This is a genomic window from Halomonas sp. THAF5a (assembly GCF_009363755.1).
Lineage (GTDB): Bacteria > Pseudomonadota > Gammaproteobacteria > Pseudomonadales > Halomonadaceae > Halomonas.
In genome coordinates, this window is the sequence record NZ_CP045417.1 from 2,755,989 (window position 1) to 2,775,289 (window position 19,301).

19 protein-coding genes are annotated in these 19,301 nt (G+C 70.2%); 10 read left to right on the forward strand and 9 right to left on the reverse strand.

What is annotated here, in order from left to right:
• Positions 1 to 22 precede the first annotated feature (22 nt).
• Entirely contained in the window at positions 23 to 781 is a 759-nt protein-coding gene (locus FIU83_RS12500) for a UTRA domain-containing protein (RefSeq protein WP_152484341.1), read from the reverse strand.
• Between the two features lie 315 nt (positions 782 to 1,096).
• Here FIU83_RS12500 and FIU83_RS12505 point away from each other — a divergent pair, with 315 nt between their 5' ends.
• The 6 genes from FIU83_RS12505 (at position 1,097) to FIU83_RS12530 (ending at position 6,668) form a co-directional block, all read left to right on the forward strand.
• A complete protein-coding gene (locus FIU83_RS12505; RefSeq protein ID WP_152484342.1) occupies positions 1,097 to 2,200 on the forward strand; it encodes an ABC transporter substrate-binding protein in 1,104 nt (367 codons plus the stop codon).
• Positions 2,201 to 2,422: 222 nt separating this feature from the next.
• The gene (locus tag FIU83_RS12510) at positions 2,423 to 3,247 is read left to right on the forward strand and encodes an alkaline phosphatase family protein (protein WP_152484343.1); all 825 of its coding nucleotides are present in this window, start codon (positions 2,423 to 2,425) and stop codon (positions 3,245 to 3,247) included.
• Positions 3,244 to 4,080 carry an ABC transporter permease subunit gene (locus tag FIU83_RS12515; RefSeq protein WP_152484344.1) on the forward strand — a complete coding sequence of 279 codons (837 nt, stop codon included), beginning with the start codon at positions 3,244 to 3,246 and terminating at the stop codon, positions 4,078 to 4,080. Before FIU83_RS12510 ends, FIU83_RS12515 begins: the two co-directional genes overlap by 4 nt.
• Positions 4,067 to 4,924 carry an ABC transporter permease gene (locus FIU83_RS12520; protein ID WP_152484345.1) on the forward strand — a complete coding sequence of 286 codons (858 nt, stop codon included), beginning with the start codon at positions 4,067 to 4,069 and terminating at the stop codon, positions 4,922 to 4,924. Before FIU83_RS12515 ends, FIU83_RS12520 begins: the two co-directional genes overlap by 14 nt.
• Positions 4,921 to 6,006, forward strand: a complete 1,086-nt coding sequence (locus FIU83_RS12525) for an ABC transporter ATP-binding protein (protein WP_152484346.1) — start codon at positions 4,921 to 4,923, stop codon at positions 6,004 to 6,006. Before FIU83_RS12520 ends, FIU83_RS12525 begins: the two co-directional genes overlap by 4 nt.
• Positions 6,003 to 6,668 (forward strand): HAD family phosphatase, encoded by a 666-nt coding sequence (locus tag FIU83_RS12530; protein ID WP_152484347.1) that lies wholly within the window; start codon positions 6,003 to 6,005, stop codon positions 6,666 to 6,668. Before FIU83_RS12525 ends, FIU83_RS12530 begins: the two co-directional genes overlap by 4 nt.
• Positions 6,669 to 6,741: 73 nt before the next feature.
• Here the strand turns inward: FIU83_RS12530 and trpC are convergent, their stop codons facing one another.
• The 5 genes from trpC to gph all read right to left on the reverse strand — a co-directional run bounded on the left by trpC (position 6,742) and on the right by gph (position 11,783).
• Positions 6,742 to 7,548: an indole-3-glycerol phosphate synthase TrpC gene (gene trpC, locus FIU83_RS12535; protein WP_152484348.1), complete on the reverse strand. Its 807-nt coding sequence runs from the start codon at positions 7,546 to 7,548 to the stop codon at positions 6,742 to 6,744.
• 8 nt (positions 7,549 to 7,556) lie between these two features.
• A complete protein-coding gene (gene trpD, locus FIU83_RS12540; protein WP_152484349.1) occupies positions 7,557 to 8,576 on the reverse strand; it encodes an anthranilate phosphoribosyltransferase in 1,020 nt (339 codons plus the stop codon).
• 30 nt (positions 8,577 to 8,606) lie between these two features.
• On the reverse strand, positions 8,607 to 9,191 hold the full coding sequence (locus FIU83_RS12545) for an aminodeoxychorismate/anthranilate synthase component II (RefSeq protein ID WP_152484350.1): 585 nt from the start codon (positions 9,189 to 9,191) through the stop codon (positions 8,607 to 8,609).
• A 52-nt stretch (positions 9,192 to 9,243) separates the two neighbouring features.
• Positions 9,244 to 10,740, reverse strand: coding sequence for an anthranilate synthase component I (gene trpE, locus FIU83_RS12550; RefSeq protein ID WP_152485359.1), 1,497 nt, complete (start codon positions 10,738 to 10,740; stop codon positions 9,244 to 9,246).
• Positions 10,741 to 10,988: 248 nt separating this feature from the next.
• Positions 10,989 to 11,783: a phosphoglycolate phosphatase gene (gene gph, locus FIU83_RS12555; RefSeq protein WP_152484351.1), complete on the reverse strand. Its 795-nt coding sequence runs from the start codon at positions 11,781 to 11,783 to the stop codon at positions 10,989 to 10,991.
• A 104-nt stretch (positions 11,784 to 11,887) separates the two neighbouring features.
• Between gph and FIU83_RS12560 the strand changes: the two genes are divergently transcribed.
• Positions 11,888 to 13,186, forward strand: coding sequence for an NAD(P)/FAD-dependent oxidoreductase (locus tag FIU83_RS12560; RefSeq protein ID WP_152484352.1), 1,299 nt, complete (start codon positions 11,888 to 11,890; stop codon positions 13,184 to 13,186).
• Between the two features lie 217 nt (positions 13,187 to 13,403).
• On the opposite strand, the gene FIU83_RS12565 is transcribed toward FIU83_RS12560, so the two are convergent.
• From FIU83_RS12565 to rpe, 3 genes are all read right to left on the reverse strand, one after another.
• Positions 13,404 to 14,264, reverse strand: a complete 861-nt coding sequence (locus FIU83_RS12565) for a mechanosensitive ion channel family protein (protein ID WP_253939467.1) — start codon at positions 14,262 to 14,264, stop codon at positions 13,404 to 13,406.
• An 86-nt stretch (positions 14,265 to 14,350) separates the two neighbouring features.
• Positions 14,351 to 14,632 (reverse strand): GIY-YIG nuclease family protein, encoded by a 282-nt coding sequence (locus tag FIU83_RS12570; RefSeq protein WP_152484353.1) that lies wholly within the window; start codon positions 14,630 to 14,632, stop codon positions 14,351 to 14,353.
• 9 nt (positions 14,633 to 14,641) lie between these two features.
• The gene (rpe, locus tag FIU83_RS12575) at positions 14,642 to 15,340 is read right to left on the reverse strand and encodes a ribulose-phosphate 3-epimerase (RefSeq protein ID WP_152484354.1); all 699 of its coding nucleotides are present in this window, start codon (positions 15,338 to 15,340) and stop codon (positions 14,642 to 14,644) included.
• A 155-nt stretch (positions 15,341 to 15,495) separates the two neighbouring features.
• Between rpe and ggt the strand changes: the two genes are divergently transcribed.
• The 3 genes from ggt (at position 15,496) to cysT (ending at position 19,300) form a co-directional block, all read left to right on the forward strand.
• Positions 15,496 to 17,223, forward strand: a complete 1,728-nt coding sequence (gene ggt, locus FIU83_RS12580) for a gamma-glutamyltransferase (protein ID WP_152484355.1) — start codon at positions 15,496 to 15,498, stop codon at positions 17,221 to 17,223.
• 181 nt (positions 17,224 to 17,404) lie between these two features.
• Positions 17,405 to 18,415: a thiosulfate ABC transporter substrate-binding protein CysP gene (gene cysP / locus FIU83_RS12585; RefSeq protein ID WP_152484356.1), complete on the forward strand. Its 1,011-nt coding sequence runs from the start codon at positions 17,405 to 17,407 to the stop codon at positions 18,413 to 18,415.
• A gap of 18 nt (positions 18,416 to 18,433) precedes the next feature.
• Positions 18,434 to 19,300, forward strand: a complete 867-nt coding sequence (cysT, locus tag FIU83_RS12590; protein WP_152484357.1) for a sulfate ABC transporter permease subunit CysT — start codon at positions 18,434 to 18,436, stop codon at positions 19,298 to 19,300.
• The last annotated feature ends 1 nt before the right edge of the window (position 19,301 follow it).

The following is a 19,301-nucleotide window of genomic DNA, read 5'->3' on the forward strand; positions in this document are numbered from 1 at the left end:
ATGTCACGCCGGCGATGCTCTCCTAGCCGCCGCCCTGCGGGGCGGCGGTGAGGGTGAGGTCGATGGCATCGTGGCGCCAGTACTCCTCGTCGCAGTCGACGGCCCGGCCGTTCTGGTCGTGGTTGATCCGGGTGATGCGCTGCGCCGGGCTGCCGCGCACGGCGTTGAGCGCCCGGGCGGCCGCCTCGGGCAGCACGGTGGTCGAGAGCGCGTAGCTGACCCGGGCCACGCGCAGGCCGTAGTGGCGACGGTAGAGATCGGTCAGCGACTCCCGGGCGAGATCGAAGGCGAGGATGCCGGGGAAGCAGTCGGGGCGCAGGTGGTGCTCGACGTAGAGCACCCGCCGCTCGTCCACCAGCCGCGCCCTGGTGATGCGATAGAGGCGCTCGCCGCTCGCGAGCCCCAGGCGCCGCGCCACCTCGTCGGGGGCGGCGATCTCCTCGGCGTCGAGCAGCCGGGTCTGCGCCCGCCGCTGCTGGGACTGCACCATGTCGTGGAAGGGCAGGCACGCCAGCAGGTCATAGCGCAGGCGCGGCGGCGAGACGAACCAGCCGCGGCGGTTCTCGCGATAGATGCGTCCCTCGGCCTCCAGCTGGACGAGCGCCTCGCGCAGGGTGATCCGGGTGGTGGCGAGCCGCGCCATCATCTCGCGCTCGGCGGGCAGGCGTCGATCGCCGCGCCGGTCGGCCGAGGCGATCAGCGCCAGCAGCGAGGTTCGTAGGGAGGACTCGTCGGGGAGCGACGCCCGAAGCGCATCGGCGTCGGGGGCGGCAACAGACACGGGGGACACGGGATTCAAGGCGTTCTCGGCGGCCGGCAGCAAGGAGAGCGAGCGGCGGAACTGATCTAGACCAGTCGAACGACCCGCGACGACATCTCCCAGTCTAGTGCAGGCGTCATGACACGACGGTGACGCCCTTCCCTTCGACGCCCGGGAAAACGCCGGGAGAGGCCTGCCGCATAACTGCCATGCCACTGACACCGCGCTGTCATCCCGGCCACCTAGAGTGCATCGCGTCGGGAGCTGATCTAGACCAGATGACAGGCTGCGTCACGGCGCCGACACGACCCACCGCCCCCATTCCGGAGATTCGTCATGCTCGCCACCCCGAAGCGCTCCCGCCTGACCGCCGCCCTGGCCGCGACCTCCCTGCTGGGCTTCGGCCTCACCGCCCAGGCCACCTCCGAGGCCACTTCCTCGGCCGACGCCTCCCTCGAGGCGCTGGTCGCCGCCGCCCAGCAGGAAGGCCGCGTCGACAGCGTCGGCATGCCCGACACCTGGGCCAACTGGCAGGACACCTGGGCCGACCTCGAGACCCACTACGGCCTGGCGCACAGCGACACTGACATGAGCTCCGCCGAGGAGGTCGCCAAGTTCAAGGCCGAGGGCGAGAACGCCACCGCCGACATCGGCGACGTGGGCTTCGCCTTCGGCCCCATCGCCGTCCAGCAGGGCGTGACCCAGCCCTACAAGCCCACCACCTGGGACGAGATCCCCGACTGGGCCAAGGATGAGGACGGCCACTGGATGCTCGGCTACACCGGCACCATCGCGATGATGATCAACAAGGCGCAGGTGCCCGAGGGAGAGCGCCCGACGAGCTTCGCCGATCTCGCCGAGGGCGACTATTCGGTTTCGGTGGGCGCCGTGGGCCAGGCCTCCCAGGCCAACAACGCCGTGCTGGCGGCCGCCTTCGCCAACGGCGGCAGCGAGGGCGACCTGGCCCCTGGCCTCGCGGTCTTCGCCGAGCTGGCCGAGCAGGGGCGCCTGTCGCTGGCCGACGTGTCCATCGCCAACCTGGAGAAGGGCGAAGTGGAAGTGGCCCTGCTGTGGGACTTCAACGCCCTGAACTACCGCGACCGGATCGACCGCGACGCCTTCGAGGTGGTGATCCCCTCGGACGCATCGGTGACCTCCGGCTACGCCACCATCATCAATCGCCACGCCGCCCACCCCAACGCCGCCAAGCTGGCCCGGGAGTACATCCTCTCCGACGCGGGCCAGATCAACCTGGCCGAAGGCTACGCCCGCCCGATCCGCGCCGAGCACCTGACCCTGCCAGAGGCGACCGCCGCCAAGCTGCTGCCCAACGCCCAGTACGCCAACGCCCGTCCGGTCCAGGACTTCGCCGCCTGGGAGCAGAGCGCCCGCGAGCTGCCCCGCCAGTGGCAGTCCCAGGTGCTGATCCACCAGCAGTGAGAGCAACCATCGGCATCTGACATCGATGAACACTCCGGCGACAAGCCCCGGAGTGCCGGACCAACGCGAGGGCGCTGTGAACCCTTCCCTGGGCGCTACTTTTGCCGTCCATGAGCAAAAGACCCTCGCTCCGCCTTGTCCCCGGCGCTCATCCGATCCCTCTACACGCCTCCCGTTATTCCCATCGCCGCTTCCCCGAGGGGAAGCGGCCTGGAGTCTTCCATGTCACACCGCGTGATCCTGGTCGTCCTCGACGGCCTCAACCATGCCGTCGGCCAGCACGCCATGGGCCACCTGCACGCCCTGTGCGAGGCCGGCCGCGGCCACTACCACTCCCTGGACTGCGAGCTGCCCGCCATGTCGCGGCCGCTCTACGAGTGCCTGCTCACCGGCGACCGGCCGGTGGATTCCGGCGTGGTCCACAACCAGGTGGTGCGCCGCTCCACCGGCCAAAGCCTCTTCGACCTGGCCGCCGCCCAGGGGCGCGCCACCGCGGCCGCCGCCTACCACTGGATCAGCGAGCTCTACCTCGCCGCGCCCTTCGATCGCACCCGCCATCGCTTCCACGAGGATCCCGAGACGGCGATCCACGCCGGGCTCTTCTACTGGCAGGACCACTACCCCGACGATCACCTGTTCAGCGACGCCGAAGCGCTGCGCCGCCGCCACGACCCGGACTTCCTGCTGGTGCACAGCATGAACATCGACGACACCGGCCACCGTCACGGCGGCGACTCTCCCCAGTATCGCAACGCCGCCCGCCACGCCGATATCGCCCTGGCCGACTACCTGCCCGGCTGGCTCGCCGCGGGCTACCAGGTGATGGTCACCGCCGATCACGGCATGAACGCCGACCGCTCCCACTCCGGCACCCTCGCCGAGGAGCGCCGCGTGCCGCTCTGGACCTTCGGCGAGGCCTTCGCCCAGCGTCCGGTGGAGCGCCTCGAGCAGACCCGGCTGTGCGGCACCCTGGCCACGCTGCTGGGCCTCGATCACGCCAAGCCGGCCCAGGCAGAGCTGCTGGCCGAGCCCGAGGTGCCGGCATGAGGGCCGCGCGACTCCCCGCCTGGCTGGGGCTCGCCCCCTTCGCCCTGGCGTTCTTCGCCTTCCAGGTCGCGCCCATGCTGTGGGTGGCCGTGAGCGCCTTCCGGGTCGACGACGGCTGGGGGCTGGACCACTTCCGCGAGATCGCCGCCTCACCGTTCTTTCGCCAGGCGATCTGGCGCAGCCTCGAGATCTCCCTGGTCTCCAGCGCCCTGGGGCTCGCCGTCGCCACCCTGGCCTGCCAGGCGATGACGCGCGCGAACGCCCGCCTGCGTCGGGTGATGATCTCGTTCACCAACATGACCTCGAACTTCGCCGGCGTGCCCCTGGCCTTCGCCTTCATCATCCTGATGGGCGCCAACGGCGTGCTGACCCTGGCGCTGCAGCGCCTTGGCATCGTCGAGGAGATCCGCCTCTACTCCACGGGCGGGCTGATCGTGGTCTACACCTGGTTCCAGATCCCGCTGGGCATCCTGCTGCTGTTCCCCGCCTTCGCCGGGCTCAAGGCCGAGTGGCGGGAGGCCGCCAGCCTGCTCGGCGCGGGGCGGCTGGCCTACTGGCGCCACGTGGGGCTGCCGGTGCTGCGCCCGGCCCTGCTCAGCACCTTCACGGTGCTGGTCGCCAACGCCATGGGCGCCTATGCGACCGTCTACGCGCTGGTCAACACCAGCTTCAACCTGATGACCATCCGCATCGCCAACCTGGTGGCGGGCGACCTCTTCCTGCGCCCCGACCTCGCCAGCGCCCTGGCCCTGGTGCTGGTCGGGCTGCTGGTGGGCATAGCCCTGATCCAGCGCGCCATCCTGCCGAGGAGCGACACCCATGGCTCATGCTGACGCCCTGCCCCGACCGCTGCCCCTGGCCGCCCCCCCGCGACGTCGGCGGCTTTCCCTGCCCTCGCCCTACACCCTGGTGCTGGCCGGCGTACTGCTGCTGCTCACCCTGCCGCTGGTGGCCACCCTGGGCTACGCACTGGCCAGCCGCTGGGGCGCGACCCTGCTGCCGGAGGGCCTGACCCTGGCGTGGTTCCTGGAGCTCTGGACCACGCCGCGCTTCCTGGCCGCCTTCGGCCGCTCGCTGCTGGTCGCGGGGGGCGCCCTGGCGCTCTCCCTGGCGCTGATCCTGCCGGTGGCGGTGCTCGCCCAGACCCGCTACCCGCGCCTGGATCACTGGATGAACGTCCTGATCCTGATGCCCTTCGCGGTGCCACCGGTGGTCTCCTCGGTGGGGCTGCTGCAGCTCTACGCCGGCGGGCCGCTGCCCCTGGTGGGCACGCCCTGGATCCTGATCCTTACCTACGTCACCATCGCCCTGCCCTTCATGTACCGCACCCTGGCCAACAGCCTGCGGGCGATGAACGTGGGGGAGCTGATGGAGGCGGCGCAGCTGCTCGGGGCGAGCCCGTGCCGCGCCTTCTTCCTGGTGGTGCTGCCCAATATCCGCGCCGGGGTGCAGATCGCCATCTTCCTGTCGTTCTCGTTCCTGGTCGGCGAGTTCGTGTTCGCCAACATGCTGGTGGGCACGCGCTTCGAGACCCTGCAGGTCTACCTCAACAACATGCGCGGCGCCAGCGGCCACTTCACCAGCGCTTTAGTGATCACCCTGTTCACCGTTACCCTCGTGCTGACCTGGCTGGGCACCCGCCAGGCCAAGCCGACATCCCCGGAGGCCTCTCGATGAGCCACGCCGCCCCTGCTCTCGCCCCCCATGCGCCCGCCGCCAGCGGCGACAACGCCCTGCACCTCGGCGGGCTGGCCAAGCGCTTCGGCACCACCCCGGTGTTCCAGGAGATCGAGGCCGACATCGCCCACGGCGAGTTCATCACCCTGCTCGGCCCCTCGGGCTGCGGCAAGTCGACCCTGCTACGCGCCATCGCCGGCCTCACGCCCCTGGACCGGGGCCGCATCCGCGTCGGCGGCGACGACATCACCCATCTGCCGCCCCAGCGTCGCGGCGTCGGCATGGTCTTCCAGCACTACGCGCTCTTCCCCAACCTGACGGTGGCGGGCAACGTCGCCTTCGGCCTGCGCATGCAGCGGGTCGAGGCCGGCGAGCGCGGGCGCCGGGTCGCGGAGGTGCTGCGCCTGGTGGAGCTCACCGACCAGGCCCACAAGCACCCCCAGCAGCTCTCCGGCGGCCAGCGCCAGCGCGTGGCCCTGGCCCGGGCGCTGGTGGTCGAGCCGCGCATCCTGCTGATGGACGAGCCGCTCTCGGCGCTGGACGCGCGCATCCGCCGCCACCTGCGCGACCAGATCCGCGAGATCCAGCGCGCCCTGGGCCTGACCACGCTGTTCGTCACCCACGACCAGGAGGAGGCGCTGCTGATATCCGACCGGGTGTTCCTGATGCACCAGGGCCGCATCCTGCAGCAGGCGAGCGCCGAGACCCTCTACTCCCGCCCCGTGGACGGCGCCGCCGCGGGCTTCATGGGCCACTACAACCTGCTCGAGGCGCCCCGGGCCGAGCCGCTGCTGGGCTATCGCTCCCGGGCACCGCGGGTGGCGCTGCGCCCGGAGGCACTCTACCTCAGCGTCGAGGGGCGCACCCTGGGCGGCGACCCGCCGCCGCACATGGGGCCTGCCCGGCCGGGGGTGGTGCGCCGCCAGCGCCTGCTCGGCAACATCGTGCGCTACGAGATCGAGCTCGACGGGCTCATGCTCAGCGTCGACACCCTCAACCGCAGCGTGCGCACCCAGCTCGCCGAGGGCACGCCGGTGGCCGTGCAAGCGGACCTCGACGAGGTGCAGGAGCTTGGCGCATGAACCTCGCCCTGTTCGACCTCGACGACACCCTGCTCGACGGCGACATCACCGCGCTCTGGAACGACTGGCTGATCGCCCGGGGCTGGATCGACGACGCCGAGACCCACCGCGCCACCTTCGAGGCGCACATGCGCGCCTATGGCGCCGGCGAGCTCGACATGGAGGCGCACCTCGACCTGCTGCTCGCCCCGCTGGCGGGCCGCGCAGTGGCCGAGGTGGAAGACGAGGTCGAGGCCTGCCTCGACGCCCTGGTGATGCCGCGGCTCTTTCCCGCGGGGCGCGAGCGGCTGGCCTGGCACCGCCACCAGGGGCATCGCATCCTGATCATCTCCGCCTCCACCGCCCAGCTGGTGGCGCCCCTGGCCCGGCGGCTCGGCGTCGATGGCGCCCTGGCCACGGCGCTGGAGGTCGACCATGGCGACGACACGCCCCGCTACACCGGTCGCGCCACGGGCACGCGCACCTTCCGCGAGGGCAAGCTCGCGGCCCTGGACGCCTGGCTGGCGGGACGGCCCGTGACACGCACCTGGGGCTACTCGGACTCGCGCAACGACCTGGCGCTGCTCGAGGCGGTGGACCACGCCCACGCCATCCACCCCGACCCGGCCCTCGCGGCCATCGCCCGGGAGCGCGGCTGGGCGATGCCGGACTGGCGCCGCTAGGACGCTGGAGGCCACCAACGACCGCGGGCAGCCCGAGGGCTGCCCGCGGTCGTTCGCGCGTGAAGGCGAGGGATCAGAAGAAGAGCCGGCGCAGCGCCTCGCCGGGCTCGGCCTCTCGGACGAAGGCCTCGCCCACCAGGAAGGCGTTGACGTCGTGCTCGCGCATGCGCAGCACGTCGTCGCGGGTGTGGATGCCGGACTCGGTGACCACGGTGACGCCCGTGGGGAGGCGCGGCAGCAGCTCCAGGGTGGTCTCGAGGCGGGTGTCGAAGGTGTGCAGGTCGCGGTTGTTGATGCCGACCAGGGCCAGATCGAGCGCCAGCGCCCGCTCGAGCTCCAGGGCGTCGTGGACCTCCACCAGCACGTCCATGCCGAGCTCGACGGCCTGGCGGTGCAGGTCGGCCATCCGGGCGTCGTCCAGGGCGGCGACGATCAGCAGGATGCAGTCCGCGCCGATGGCCCGCGCCTCGCTGACCTGATAGCCATGGGTGATGAAGTCCTTGCGGATCACCGGCAGCGTACAGGCCCCGCGGGCCTCGATCAGGTCGTCCTCGTGGCCCTGGAAGAAGTCGGCGTCGGTCAGCACCGAGAGGCAGGCGGCCCCGCCCTCGGCGTAGCTCGTGGCGATCTCGCCGGGGCGGAAGTCCTCGCGCATCACCCCCTTGGAGGGGGAGGCCTTCTTGATCTCGGCGATCACCGCCGGGTCGCCGGCGCGGATGGCACGATCCAGCGCGGCGACGAAGCCGCGGGGGGCGTCCTGCTCGGCGGCCAGGCGCAAGAGCTCCTGCTCGGAGACGGCCCGGGAGCGCTCGGCCACCTCCTGTGCCTTGCGGGACAGGATGCGCTCGAGGATGGTCGGCAGGGCGGAAGCGTCGGTCATGTCGGGACTCACTGGTTGAACACGCGGGTGAAGTTGGCCAGTTCCTTGAGCTTCTCGAGCGGCAGCTTCGAGGCCTGGGCATCCTGGGCCATGGCCACCCCCTCCTCGAGGGTATCGGCGACCCCGGAGGCATAGAGCGCCGCGCCGGCATTGAGCGCCACGATGTCGGCGGCCGGCCCCTCGCCCACCAGCGCCTGCTCGACCAGCCGCAGGCTGTCCTCGGCGGTCTTGACGCGCAGCGGGTCCAGCGACTGGCGCTCGATGCCGAACTGCTCGGGGGTGATGGTGTACTCCCGGATCTCGCCGTCCTTGAGCTCGGCGACCAGGGTCGGCTGGGCCAGGGAGATCTCGTCCAGGCCGTCCTCGGCGTGGACCACCAGCACGTGCTCGCTGCCGAGGCGCCTGAGCACCTCGGCCATCAGCGGCACGAGCTCGGGGGCATAGACGCCGAGCACCTGGTTCGGCGCGCCGGCGGGGTTGGTCAGCGGCCCGAGGATGTTGAACAGGGTGCGCACCCCCATCTCGCGACGCGGCGCCACGGCATAGCGCATCGCCGGATGGTGGTTGGGGGCGAACATGAAGCCGACGCCCACCTGCTCGATGCAGCGCCCGACCTGCTCGGCATCGAGGTCCAGGTGAATGCCCGCCACGGCGAACAGGTCCGCGCTGCCCGAGGAGGAGGAGACGCCGCGGTTGCCGTGCTTGGCGACGTGGGCGCCGCCGGCGGCCACCACGAAGCTCGCCGCCGTGGAGACATTGAACAGGTTGGCGCCGTCGCCGCCGGTGCCGACGATATCGACGACGTTGTCGGCCGAGAGCCGCACCGGGGTCATCAGCTCGCGCATCACCTGGGCGGCGGCGCTGATCTCCTCGGGGGTCTCGCCCTTCATCGCCATGCCCATCAGGAAGGCGGCGATCTGCGGCTCGCTGGCCTCGCCGGTCATGATCTGGCGCATCACGGCGTGGGTCTGGTCGAAGCTCAGGTGTTCGCGGCGCATCACCGCGCCGAGGGCCTCTCGCATCTGCATGGGACTGTTCTCCTCTGACTGGGGCACGGCTCAGCGACGCTTCAAGAAGTTGGCCAGGAGCTCATGGCCCTGGCGGGTGAGGATCGATTCGGGGTGGAACTGCACGCCCTCGACGTCGAGTTCCCGGTGACGGAGCCCCATGATCAGCCCGGGGGTGACGTCGTCCTCGTCGCACCAGGCGGTGACCTCCAGGCAGTCGGGCAGGCTCTCGCGCTCCACCACCAGCGAATGATAGCGGGTCACCTCCAGCGGTTCCTCGAGGCCCTCGAACACGCCCTGGCCGAGGTGGCGGATCCGCGAGGTCTTGCCGTGCATCACCTGGGGCGCGCGCACCACGCGCCCGCCGTAGACCTGGCCGATGGCCTGGTGCCCCAGGCAGATGCCGAGCACCGGGATGCGCCCGGCGAAGCGGCGGATGGCCTCCATGGAGATGCCGGCCTGGTCGGGCGTACAGGGTCCCGGCGAGATCACCAGGTGGCTCGGCGCGAGGGCCTCGATCTCGTCGAGGGTGATGGCGTCGTTGCGGTGGGTCTCCACCTCGGCGCCCAGCTCCCCGAGGTACTGGACCACGTTGAAGGTGAAGCTGTCGTAGTTGTCGATCATCAGCACGGACATGGTGCGCTCTCCGGCACTCGCCCGGCCGGCGCCGGGCGACAGGAATCAGGGGTCACTCGAGGTTGTCCAGGCCGCGTTCGGCCATGGCGACGGCGCGGAACAGGGCACGGCCCTTGTTGAGGGTCTCCTGCCACTCCATCTCCGGCACCGAGTCGGCGACGATGCCCGCGCCGGCCTGGACGTGCAGCTGGCCATCCTTGATCACGGCGGTGCGAATGGCGATGGCGGTATCCATGTTACCGTGCCAGGAGAGGTAGCCCACGGCCCCGGAGTAGACGCCGCGCTTGACCGGCTCCACCTCGTCGATGATCTCCAGCGCGCGGATCTTGGGGGCGCCGGAGACGGTGCCGGCCGGGAAGGTGGCGCGCAGCACGTCCATGGCCGAGAGGCCGGGCTTCAGGCGACCCACCACGTTGGAGACGATGTGCATCACGTGGGAGTAGCGCTCCACCACCATCTTGTCGGTCACGGTGACCGAGCCGGTCTCGCTGATCCGCCCGACGTCGTTGCGCCCCAGGTCGATCAGCATCAGGTGCTCGGCGAGCTCCTTGGGGTCGGCCAGCAGCTCGGCCTCCAGCGCCTGGTCCTCGGCCTCGTCGCGGCCGCGCTTGCGGGTGCCGGCGATGGGTCGCACGGTCACCTCGCCCTCCTCCAGGCGAGTGAGGATCTCCGGCGAGGAGCCGGCCACCTGATGGTCGCCCAGGTTCAGATAGAACATGTAGGGCGAGGGATTGAGGCTGCGCAGGGCGCGATAGAGGTCCAGCGGGGCGGCCCGATAGGGGATCGACATGCGCTGGGAGGGCACGCACTGCATGACGTCGCCGGCCAGCACGTACTCCTTGATCTGCTCCACCGCCGCCTTGAAGCCCTCCTCGGTGAAGCCCGAGGTGAAGTCGCCCTCCTCCACCGCCGCCCGGCCGGTGCCGGGGCTGACGGTATTGTGGGTGGCGCTGCGCAGGCGCAGCTCGAGGCGCTCCAGGCGCTCCACGGCCCGCGCGTAGGCGGCCTCCTCGGCGGGGTCGGCGTGGGTCCAGAGGGTCAGCCGGCCGGAGAGGTTGTCGAACACCACCAGGTCGTCGCAGACCATCAGCAGGATGTCCGGCACGCCCAGCGGGTCAGGCTTGGCATCGACATGGGGGCCGCGCAGGCGCGGCTCGATGTAGCGGATGGTCTCGTAGCCGAAGTAGCCCACCAGGCCGCCGTCGAAGCGCGGCTGGTCGTCCAGGCGCGGCACCCGGAAGCGGGCCTGGAAGCGCTCGATCCACGCCAGGGGATCCTCGACCTCCACGGCGCCGCGCTCCTCGTCGTCGACGAGGTGGCGCACGGTGTAGCCGCGCACCTCGATGCGCTCGCGGCTCGGCAGGCCGATGATCGAGTAGCGCCCCCACTTCTCGCCGCCCTGCACGGACTCGAGCAGGAAGGTCCAGGGCGCATCGGCCAGCTTCAGGTAGGTGGAGAGCGGGGTGTCGAGGTCGGCCAGCACCTCGCGGGTGACCGGAATACGGTTGTAGCCGGCGTCGGCCAGCTCATGGAAGCGCTCGGGGGTCATCATGCCCGGGTCCTCGCGGTGGAGAGAAAGACACTGGTGTTCGGGGGGTGGGACGCCGGCAGGGCATCCGGTCAGGCGAGCGTCACCATCGCCAACCGCCGATCAGGCCGGGGCGCGAGAGGAGGCGGTCGGAAGTACGGCGGGCAGGGGCATCCAGCGTCATGGGGTGTCCATCGGAGGAGATCGCGAGATCCGTTATAACAAATAACTATCGTTAACAGGCTCATTATAGCCCAATCAAAATCACCCTAAACGAGTTCCGCGAGCGATTCAACCGTGCCATCCGGGCGGCTCAGCGCCACCGGCTCGCCGTGGTTGTAGCCGTAGGGTACCGCCAGGGTGCGAAAGCCCGCGGCGCGTCCGGCCTCGATGTCGTGGCGCGAGTCGCCAACCATCAGGCAGGCCGACGGCGCCACGTCGAAATGGGCCGCCACGTGCCGGAGCGGCGCCGGGTCGGGTTTCTTCACCGGCAGGCTATCGCCGCCCAGGCAGAGCGCGAAATGCCCCTCGAGACCGAAGGCCTCCAGCAGCGGGGCGATGAAGGCGCTCGGCTTGTTGGTCACCAGCGCCAGGGGCAGCCCACGCTCGCGCAGGGCATCGAGACACTCGCGCACGCCGGAGTAGAGCCGGGTGCGGGCGCAGGGCGCGCGGCCGTAGTGGTCGAGGAAGGCGGTGTGGGCCTGCTCTAGCAATACTTTATCGATTTCTTCACCGGCCTCGAGCGAGGCTTTTCCGGCGACTGATCTACGAGGGGGCGCTGTGAACCCCTCCCTGGGCGCTACCGATGCCATCCCTGGCATAGGCCCCCCTCTGCCATCAGTCCCCGGCACCTCGCTAGCCTGTGTTGCGAACCGCAGCGCGCGGGCCATCAGCGTCAGCGAGCCGTTGCCGACCCAGTCGCGCACCCGGGCCTCGCCCTGGGGCGCCAGGCCGAGCTCGGCCAGGGCGGCGTCCGCCGCCGCGGCGAGGTCCGGCACGGAGTCGACCAGGGTGCCGTCCAGGTCGAAGGTCACCAGCCGGATGTCGTGGAGGATGGGGTGCATGACGCCTCTCGTCGGTTGAGTCAGCTCCCATTATGCCCAAGCGGCCATGGGCAGGAAATCGCCGACGGCCTATGCTGGAGCCTCCAATCTTTGGGGAGAATGACATGAACCTGCCAAGAATCGTCGTGATCGGCGGCGGGGCCGGCGGCCTCGAGCTGGTCACCCGACTCGGCCACAAGCTGGGGCGACGCGGCCGCGCCGAGATCGTACTGGTCGATCGCAACGCCACCCACATCTGGAAGCCGCTGCTCCACGAGGTCGCCACCGGCGCGCTGGACTCGGGGCTCGACGAGATCTCCTACCAGGCGCACTCGAGCCAGCACGGCTACCGCTTCCAGCGCGGCACCCTGAGCGGCATCGACCGCGAGGCCCATACCCTGACCCTCGCCCCGGTGCTCGACGAGGCCGGCGACGAGGTGCTGCCCGCCCGGGAGCTCGCCTACGACCAGCTGGTGCTGGCCCTCGGCAGCGTCAGCAACGACTTCGACACCCCCGGGGTCGGCGAGCACTGCCACTTCCTCGACAGCCCCCACCAGGCCGAGGCCTTCCGCCAGCAGATGCTCAACACCTTCCTGCGCCACAACGACCCGCGCCTGGAACGGCCGGCGCGCATGGCGGTAGGCATCGTCGGCGCCGGCGCCACCGGGGTCGAGCTCGCCGCGGAGCTCCACGAGGCCTCGCGGATGCTGCACAGCTACGGCGTCACCCCCCTGGAGAGCGACCGGCTCGAGGTGCACCTGATCGAGGCCGCCCCGCGGGTGCTGCCGGCGCTGCCGGAGCGCATCAGCGAGGCGGTGCATCGGGAGCTGGAGCGCCTCGGCGTCGCGATCCATGTCGAGACCCGGGTGACCCGGGTGGAGGCCGGGGCGATCCACACCGCCGACGGGGCGCGCATCGCGATCGACCTCGGCGTCTGGGCCGCGGGCATCAAGGCCCCGGCGCTGCTCTCGGCGCTGGGCCTGCCGACGGAGAAGAATCACCGCCTCAAGGTCCACGACACCCTGCAGAGCACGGAGGATCCGCGGATCTTCGCCCTGGGCGACTGCGCCAGCTGCCCGCAGCCGGGCGGCGGCACGGTGCCGCCGCGGGCCCAGGCCGCCCATCAGCAGGTTGCCACGCTCTATCACAACCTGCAGGCCCAGCGCGCCGGCAAGCCGCTCAAGGCCTTCGTCTACCGGGACCGCGGCTCGCTGATCTCGCTGGCGCACTTCGACGCCATCGGCAGCCTGATGCGCGGCGCCTCGGCGCGCAGCCTGTTCATCGAGGGGCACCTGGCGAAGTTCTTCTACGCCTCGCTCTATCGCCTGCACCAGCGCGCCATCCACGGCACCCTGAAGACCGGGCTGATGGTGGTGGTGGACGGGCTCAACCGCTTCCTCAAGCCACGCCTGAAGCTGCACTGAAGCTCGATAACTCAACATCCAGGACAGGAAGCACCAGGGATAAGGTGCAGCGAGGGTCCTACGCCATGGATGGCGTCGGTAGCGCCCAGGGAAGGGTTCACAGCGCCCTCGCGAAGGCTTATCGCTGGTAGATCTTGCTTATGGCACACCATGGTCATAAACGACGCGGGCCGCCGGCTCTCTCCGGCGGCCCGCGTCATGCTGGGCGGCGTGGCGTTCAGCGCTCGCCGAGCCCGCCCTCGGCGTCGCCGTGGTGGTAGACGTGGACGTCGCGCTGGGGGAAGGGAATGCTGATGCCCTCGGCGTCGAAGCGGCGCTTGATCGCCTCGGTCATCTCCCAGTGGACGTCCCAGTAGTCGCCGGCCTTCACCCAGGGCCGCACGATCCAGGTGATGCTGGAGTCGCCCATGGCGCTCATGCGGATGTTGGGCGCGGGATCCGCCAGCACCCGCGGGTCGTCAGCCACCACGCCCTCGAGCACCCGGCGCACCGTATCGATATCGGCCTCGTAGCCGACCCCCACCGCCAGGTCGACCCGGCGCGTCGGGTGGGCCGAGGCGTTGGTAATGGCGCCGCTCATCATCTGGCCGTTGGGCACGAGGATCTTGCGGTTGTCACCGGTCCTGAGCTCGGTGGTGAAGATCTGGACGTCCTCGATCACCCCGGCCACGCCGCCCGCCTCGACGTAGTCGCCGATCCGATAGGGGCGAAAGAGGATCACCATCACGCCCGCGGCGAAGTTGGCCAGCGATCCCTGGAGCGCCAGGCCCACGGCCAGGCCCGCGGCACCGATCACGGCGATCAGCGAGGCGGTCTGGATGCCGACCCGGCTGATCGCCGCCAGCACCACGAAGGTCAGCAGCAGGGCGTAGGCGATGTTGCCCAGGAACTTGACCAGCAGCGGCTCGACCTTGGCCCGCTGCATGCCTTTCACCAGCAGCCGGTGCAGCCCCTTGGCGACCCAGCGGCCGATCACGAAGATGGCGATCGCCGCCACCAGGTTGGTGGCGAAGCTCAGGCCAGTGCTCTGCAGGTAGGCCAGCAGCGCACCCAGGTCGATGCCGTTGATGCCGTCCATGGACGTCTCCTCGTTCCTTGGTCGTGAATATCGTGATGGGGGATCGTGACGGCGCGACGCGCCGGGCGGATGCCTTCTTTATGGCGTCAATCGCCGGCGCTGGCAAGCCAGCGACGCTTCTCCCGGGCGGGCAGGCGCTTGATGGCCGCCTCACGGCGCAGCGCCTCGCCGTGGCTGCCGACGCACTCGCGGTGCACCAGGGTGAGCGGCCCCTTGCCGCGCAGCGCCTTGGCCCCACGCCCGGCGCGATGCTCGGCCAGGCGCCGATCGACGTCGGTGGTGATCCCGGTATAGAGGGCGCCCGCCGCGGTCTCGATCAGGTAGAGGTACCAGCGGCGCTCGGCGAGCGGGGCATCGGTGGCACTCATCGGGCCGCCTCAGGCGCCGGCCAGGGCCCGGCGGAAGTCGCCGATGACGCTGTCGTAGCGGTGCGGGTCGGCGGCGTTGCGCGCCTTGAACACGGCCGAGCCGGCGACGAAGGTGTCGGCACCGGCGCGGGCGATCTCGGCGATGTTGTCGACCTTGACCCCGCCATCGACCTCCAGGCGGATCGGGCGACCCGAGGCGTCGATGCGCCGACGCGCCTCGCGCAGCTTGTCGAGGGTCGCCGGGATGAACGACTGGCCGCCGAAGCCCGGGTTGACGCTCATCAGCAGGATCATGTCGACCTTGTCCATCACGTAGTCGAGATACGAGAGCGGCGTGGCCGGATTGAACACCAGCCCCGCCTGGCAGCCACCGTCGCGGATCAGCTGCAGGGAGCGGTCGATATGGTCCGAGGCCTCGGGGTGGAAGGTGATGTAGCTGGCCCCGGCGTCGATGAAGTCGCCGACCAGGCGGTCCACCGGCCGGACCATCAGGTGGGCGTCGATGGGTGCGGTCACGCCGTGCTTTCGCAGGGCCTCGCAGACCATCGGGCCGATGGTCAGGTTGGGCACGAAGTGATTGTCCATCACGTCGAAGTGGACGATGTCCGCGCCGGACGCCAGCACGTCGTCGACCTCCTCGCCCAGGCGGGCGAAGTCGGCAGAGAGGATCGAGGGCGCGAGCTGGAAGTCGAGTCGGGAGTCGGTCATGGCGAGGAGCGGTTCCTGTAGGAGTCGAGGTCACGATGGGCGTCATTCTAACGCATCTGGCCGCCCCGAGTGCCCTTGCGGGATCGCCGCTCCCGGTCGATAGTGATCACTCGACCCCCAACCCTCGACCAGGACCTCGACAAGGAGACGTCCCGATGCCCCATCGTCTTGTGTTCCCGCTGGGTGCCGGCCTGCTCGCCGGCACGCTGCTCGTCGCCCCGCCGCTGCTCGCCCAGCCGGCCATCCTCGAGGGCGAACGCTTCCATCCCCAGGAGGGTGCCGAGGGCATGGTGGCGACCAGCCACTTCCTCGCCTCCCGGGTCGCCCACGATGTGCTCGCCGCCGGCGGCAACGCCGTGGACGCCGCCGTCACCGCGGGCTTCGCCCTGGCCGTCACCCAGCCCCGCTCCGGCAACATCGGCGGCGGCGGCTTCATGCTGATCTCCGATGAAAAGAGCGACGAGGTGATCGCCATCGACTACCGGGAGACGGCCCCGGCGGCCGCCACCGAGACCATGTTCCAGGATGAGGACGGCAACGCCGTCTCCGAATGGTCGCGCTTCACCCACCGCGCCGCCGGCGTGCCCGGCACCGTGGCGGGTCTCGCCCTGGCGCTGGAAGAGTACGGCACCCTGAGCCTGGCCGAAGCCCTGGCGCCGGCGATCCGCCTGGCCGAGGAGGGCTTCGAGGTACCCCAGCGCTTCGTCGACGGCGTGAGCGCGACCCGCGAGCGACTGACGAAGTGGGACTCGACCCAGGCGATGTTCTTCAAGGAGGACGGCAGCCCCTACGAGGTCGGGGACATCTTCCGCCAGCCGGACCTCGCCGCGACCCTCAAGCGCATCGCCGAGCAGGGCGCCCGGGAGTTCTACGAGGGCGAGACGGCCGAGCTGATCGTCGCCGAGATGGAACGCCACGACGGCCTGATCACCCGCGAGGACCTGGCCGGCTACCAGCCGGTGGTCCGCGAGCCGAGCCACGGCAACTACCGCGGCTACGACGTCTACGCCATGAGCCCGCCCTCCTCCGGCGGGGCGCACATCGTACAGATGCTCAACATCCTCGAGGCCTACGACATCGGCGAGATGGGCTTCGGCGCGGCCAACACCATGCACGTGATGGCCGAGGCGATGAAGCGCGCCTACGCCGATCGCTCGGAGTACCTGGGGGACACCGACTTCGTCGACGTGCCCCTCGAGGGCATCACCTCCGAGGGCTACGCCGACGAGCTGCGCGCCGAGATCGCCATGGATCGCGCCACGCCGAGCGCCGATATCGCCCCGGGCAAGCCGCTGCCTTATGAATCCAACGAGACCACCCACTTCTCCATCGCCGACGACGGCGGGCTGGCGGTCTCCAACACCTACACCATCAACTTCAGCTACGGCTCGGGGATCGCCGTGGACGGCGCGGGTTTCCTGCTCAACAACGAGATGGACGACTTCTCCGCCAAGCCCGGGGTGCCCAACGCCTACGGCCTGATCGGCGGCGCGGCCAACAAGATCGAGCCCGGCAAGCGCATGCTGTCGTCGATGACCCCGACCATCGTCAAGCAGGACGGCAAGAACTTCCTGATCACCGGCAGCCCCGGGGGCTCGCGGATCATCACCACCACCCTGCAGGTGCTGATGAACGTCATCGACCACGACATGAACATCCAGTCGGCGGTCAGCGCCCCGCGCCTGCACCACCAGTGGCTGCCCGACGAGCTGCGCATCGAGGCGGGCTTCAGCCCCGATACCCTGGAGCTGCTCGAGGGCAAGGGCCACACCATCAGCCAGGAGTCCGCCATGGGTGCCGCCCAGTCGATCGTGATCGAGGACGGCCGCTTCTACGGCGGCGCCGACCCGCGACGCTCCACCTCCTCCGCCATGGGGCTCTAGCGCCGCCTCCCGGGTAGCACCCGTGCCCCACCGCCCCGACGCCCCCGGCCACGCCGGGGGCGTCATCGTTTCAGCATCGACGGATACAATAGTTCCAAAATAGAATAAAAAACGGCATTGTAATTCCACTTGACGCTGTTTACCTTAGCCGTCTAAGGAAACCGTCGCCCAAGGAGCCACCATGTCGCCGCTGCCCCTCTTCCGCCGCACCCTCGTCGCCTCCGCCATCGCCCTGGGCCTGGCGGGCTCGGCCATGGCCGAGGAGCGCGAGCTGCTCAACTCCTCCTACGACATCGCCCGGGAGCTCTTCGCGACCGTCAACCCGGCCTTCCAGTCCCACTGGGAGGAGACGCACGACGACACCCTGAGCATTCAGCAGTCCCACGGTGGCTCCTCGGCCCAGGCCCGCGCCATCCTCCAGGGGCTGCGCGCCGACGTGGTCACCTACAACCAGGTCACCGACGTCCAGGTGCTGGCCGACGCCGGCCTGGTCGCCGAGGACTGGCAGCAGCAGCTGCCCAACAACGCCTCGCCCTACTACTCCACCACCGCCTTCCTGGTGCGCAAGGGCAACCCCCTGGGCATCGAGCGCTGGGAGGACCTGGCCGCCGAGGGCGTCGAGCTGGTGTTCCCCAACCCCAAGACCTCCGGCAACGGCCGCTACACCTACCTCGCCGCCTGGGGCGCCGCCGAGCGCGCCTTCGACGATGACGAGGCGCGGGTGGAGGCGTTCATGCGCGACTTCCTCGGCAACGTCAAGGTCTTCGACACCGGCGGCCGCGGCGCCACCACCAGCTTCATCGAGCGCGGCATCGGCGACGTGCTGATCAGCTTCGAGTCCGAGGTCAACAACATCCGCCAGGAGTACGGCAGCGATGACTACGAGGTGATCGTGCCGCCGGTCAGCATCCTGGCCGAGTTCCCGGTGGCGGTGGTCGAGGAGAACGCCGAGCGCAACGGCACCCTGGAACTCGCCCGGGACTACCTCGAGTTCCTCTACGCCGAGGACACCCAGCGGCTGCTGGCCGGCTTCAACTACCGGGTGCACGACGAGACGGTGGTGGCCGAGTTCGCCGACCGGTTCCCCGAGACCGAGCTTCTCGAGGTGGAGGAGGTCTTCGGCGGCTGGGACGCGGCCATGGCGACCCACTTCGAAAGCGGCGGTCGCCTCGACCAGCTGCAGCGCCGCTAAGCGCCCGGGGGCCTCGCCATGAGTCAACGCGCCGCGCGCCTGGCCCTGCCCTTGTCCGGCCGCCCCCGGCGGGTGCTGCCGGGCTTCGGGCTCTCGCTCGGCATCAGCCTGACCTTCGTCTCGCTGGTGCTGCTGCTGCCGCTGACCGGCCTGGTGGGCCAGCTGGCCGGCCTGTCGCTCGGCGAGTACTGGGCCATCATCAGCGAGGGGCGGGTGGTCGCCAGCTACCTGACCACCCTCGGTGCCGCCGCGGTGGCGGCGCTGGTCAACGCCGCCTTCGGCCTGCTGCTGGCCTGGGTGCTGGTGCGCTACGACTTCCCCGGCAAGCGCGCCCTGGACGCGCTGATGGACCTGCCCTTCGCCCTGCCCACCGCGGTGGCCGGCATCACCCTGGCGACCCTCTACTCAAGCAACGGCTGGATGGGCCGGACGCTCGCCCCGCTGGGCCTGGAGGTGGCCTACACCTGGGTGGGCATCGCCCTGGCCATGGCCTTCACCAGCATCCCCTTCGTGGTGCGCACGGTGCAGCCGATCCTCGAGGACCTGCCCCACGAGGTCGACGAGGCGGCCATGACCCTGGGGGCCCGGGACGGCGTCGCCTTCCGGCGGGTGATCCTGCCGCACCTGTGGCCGGCGCTGGTCACCGGCACCGGGCTCGCCTTCGTGCGCTCGCTGGGCGAGTTCGGCGCGGTGATCTTCATCGCCGGCAACATGCCCTACGAGACCGAGATCACCTCGCTGATGATCTTCGTCAAGCTGCAGGAGTATGACTACGTGGGCGCCTCGGCCATCGCCTCGGTGGTGCTCGCCACCTCGCTCGCGCTGCTGCTGGCCATCAACCTGTGGCAGGGGCGCTTCATCCGCCGCCTGCACGGAGGCTCCTGAC

Coding starts and splice junctions, on each gene's coding strand:
- trpC (WP_152484348.1), bottom strand. CDS start 7,548: ATGACCGACGCTTCCGCCCTGCCGACCATCCTCGAGCGCATCCTGTCC.
- gph (WP_152484351.1), bottom strand. CDS start 11,783: ATGCACCCCATCCTCCACGACATCCGGCTGGTGACCTTCGACCTGGAC.
- FIU83_RS12565 (WP_253939467.1), bottom strand. CDS start 14,264: ATGGACGGCATCAACGGCATCGACCTGGGTGCGCTGCTGGCCTACCTG.
- FIU83_RS12520 (WP_152484345.1), top strand. CDS start 4,067: ATGGCTCATGCTGACGCCCTGCCCCGACCGCTGCCCCTGGCCGCCCCC.
- rpe (WP_152484354.1), bottom strand. CDS start 15,340: ATGACCGACTCCCGACTCGACTTCCAGCTCGCGCCCTCGATCCTCTCT.
- FIU83_RS12505 (WP_152484342.1), top strand. CDS start 1,097: ATGCTCGCCACCCCGAAGCGCTCCCGCCTGACCGCCGCCCTGGCCGCG.
- cysT (WP_152484357.1), top strand. CDS start 18,434: ATGAGTCAACGCGCCGCGCGCCTGGCCCTGCCCTTGTCCGGCCGCCCC.
- ggt (WP_152484355.1), top strand. CDS start 15,496: ATGCCCCATCGTCTTGTGTTCCCGCTGGGTGCCGGCCTGCTCGCCGGC.
- trpD (WP_152484349.1), bottom strand. CDS start 8,576: ATGCAGATGCGAGAGGCCCTCGGCGCGGTGATGCGCCGCGAACACCTG.
- cysP (WP_152484356.1), top strand. CDS start 17,405: ATGTCGCCGCTGCCCCTCTTCCGCCGCACCCTCGTCGCCTCCGCCATC.
- FIU83_RS12525 (WP_152484346.1), top strand. CDS start 4,921: ATGAGCCACGCCGCCCCTGCTCTCGCCCCCCATGCGCCCGCCGCCAGC.
- FIU83_RS12530 (WP_152484347.1), top strand. CDS start 6,003: ATGAACCTCGCCCTGTTCGACCTCGACGACACCCTGCTCGACGGCGAC.
- trpE (WP_152485359.1), bottom strand. CDS start 10,740: ATGACCCCCGAGCGCTTCCATGAGCTGGCCGACGCCGGCTACAACCGT.
- FIU83_RS12570 (WP_152484353.1), bottom strand. CDS start 14,632: ATGAGTGCCACCGATGCCCCGCTCGCCGAGCGCCGCTGGTACCTCTAC.
- FIU83_RS12560 (WP_152484352.1), top strand. CDS start 11,888: ATGAACCTGCCAAGAATCGTCGTGATCGGCGGCGGGGCCGGCGGCCTC.
- FIU83_RS12515 (WP_152484344.1), top strand. CDS start 3,244: ATGAGGGCCGCGCGACTCCCCGCCTGGCTGGGGCTCGCCCCCTTCGCC.
- FIU83_RS12545 (WP_152484350.1), bottom strand. CDS start 9,191: ATGTCCGTGCTGATGATCGACAACTACGACAGCTTCACCTTCAACGTG.
- FIU83_RS12510 (WP_152484343.1), top strand. CDS start 2,423: ATGTCACACCGCGTGATCCTGGTCGTCCTCGACGGCCTCAACCATGCC.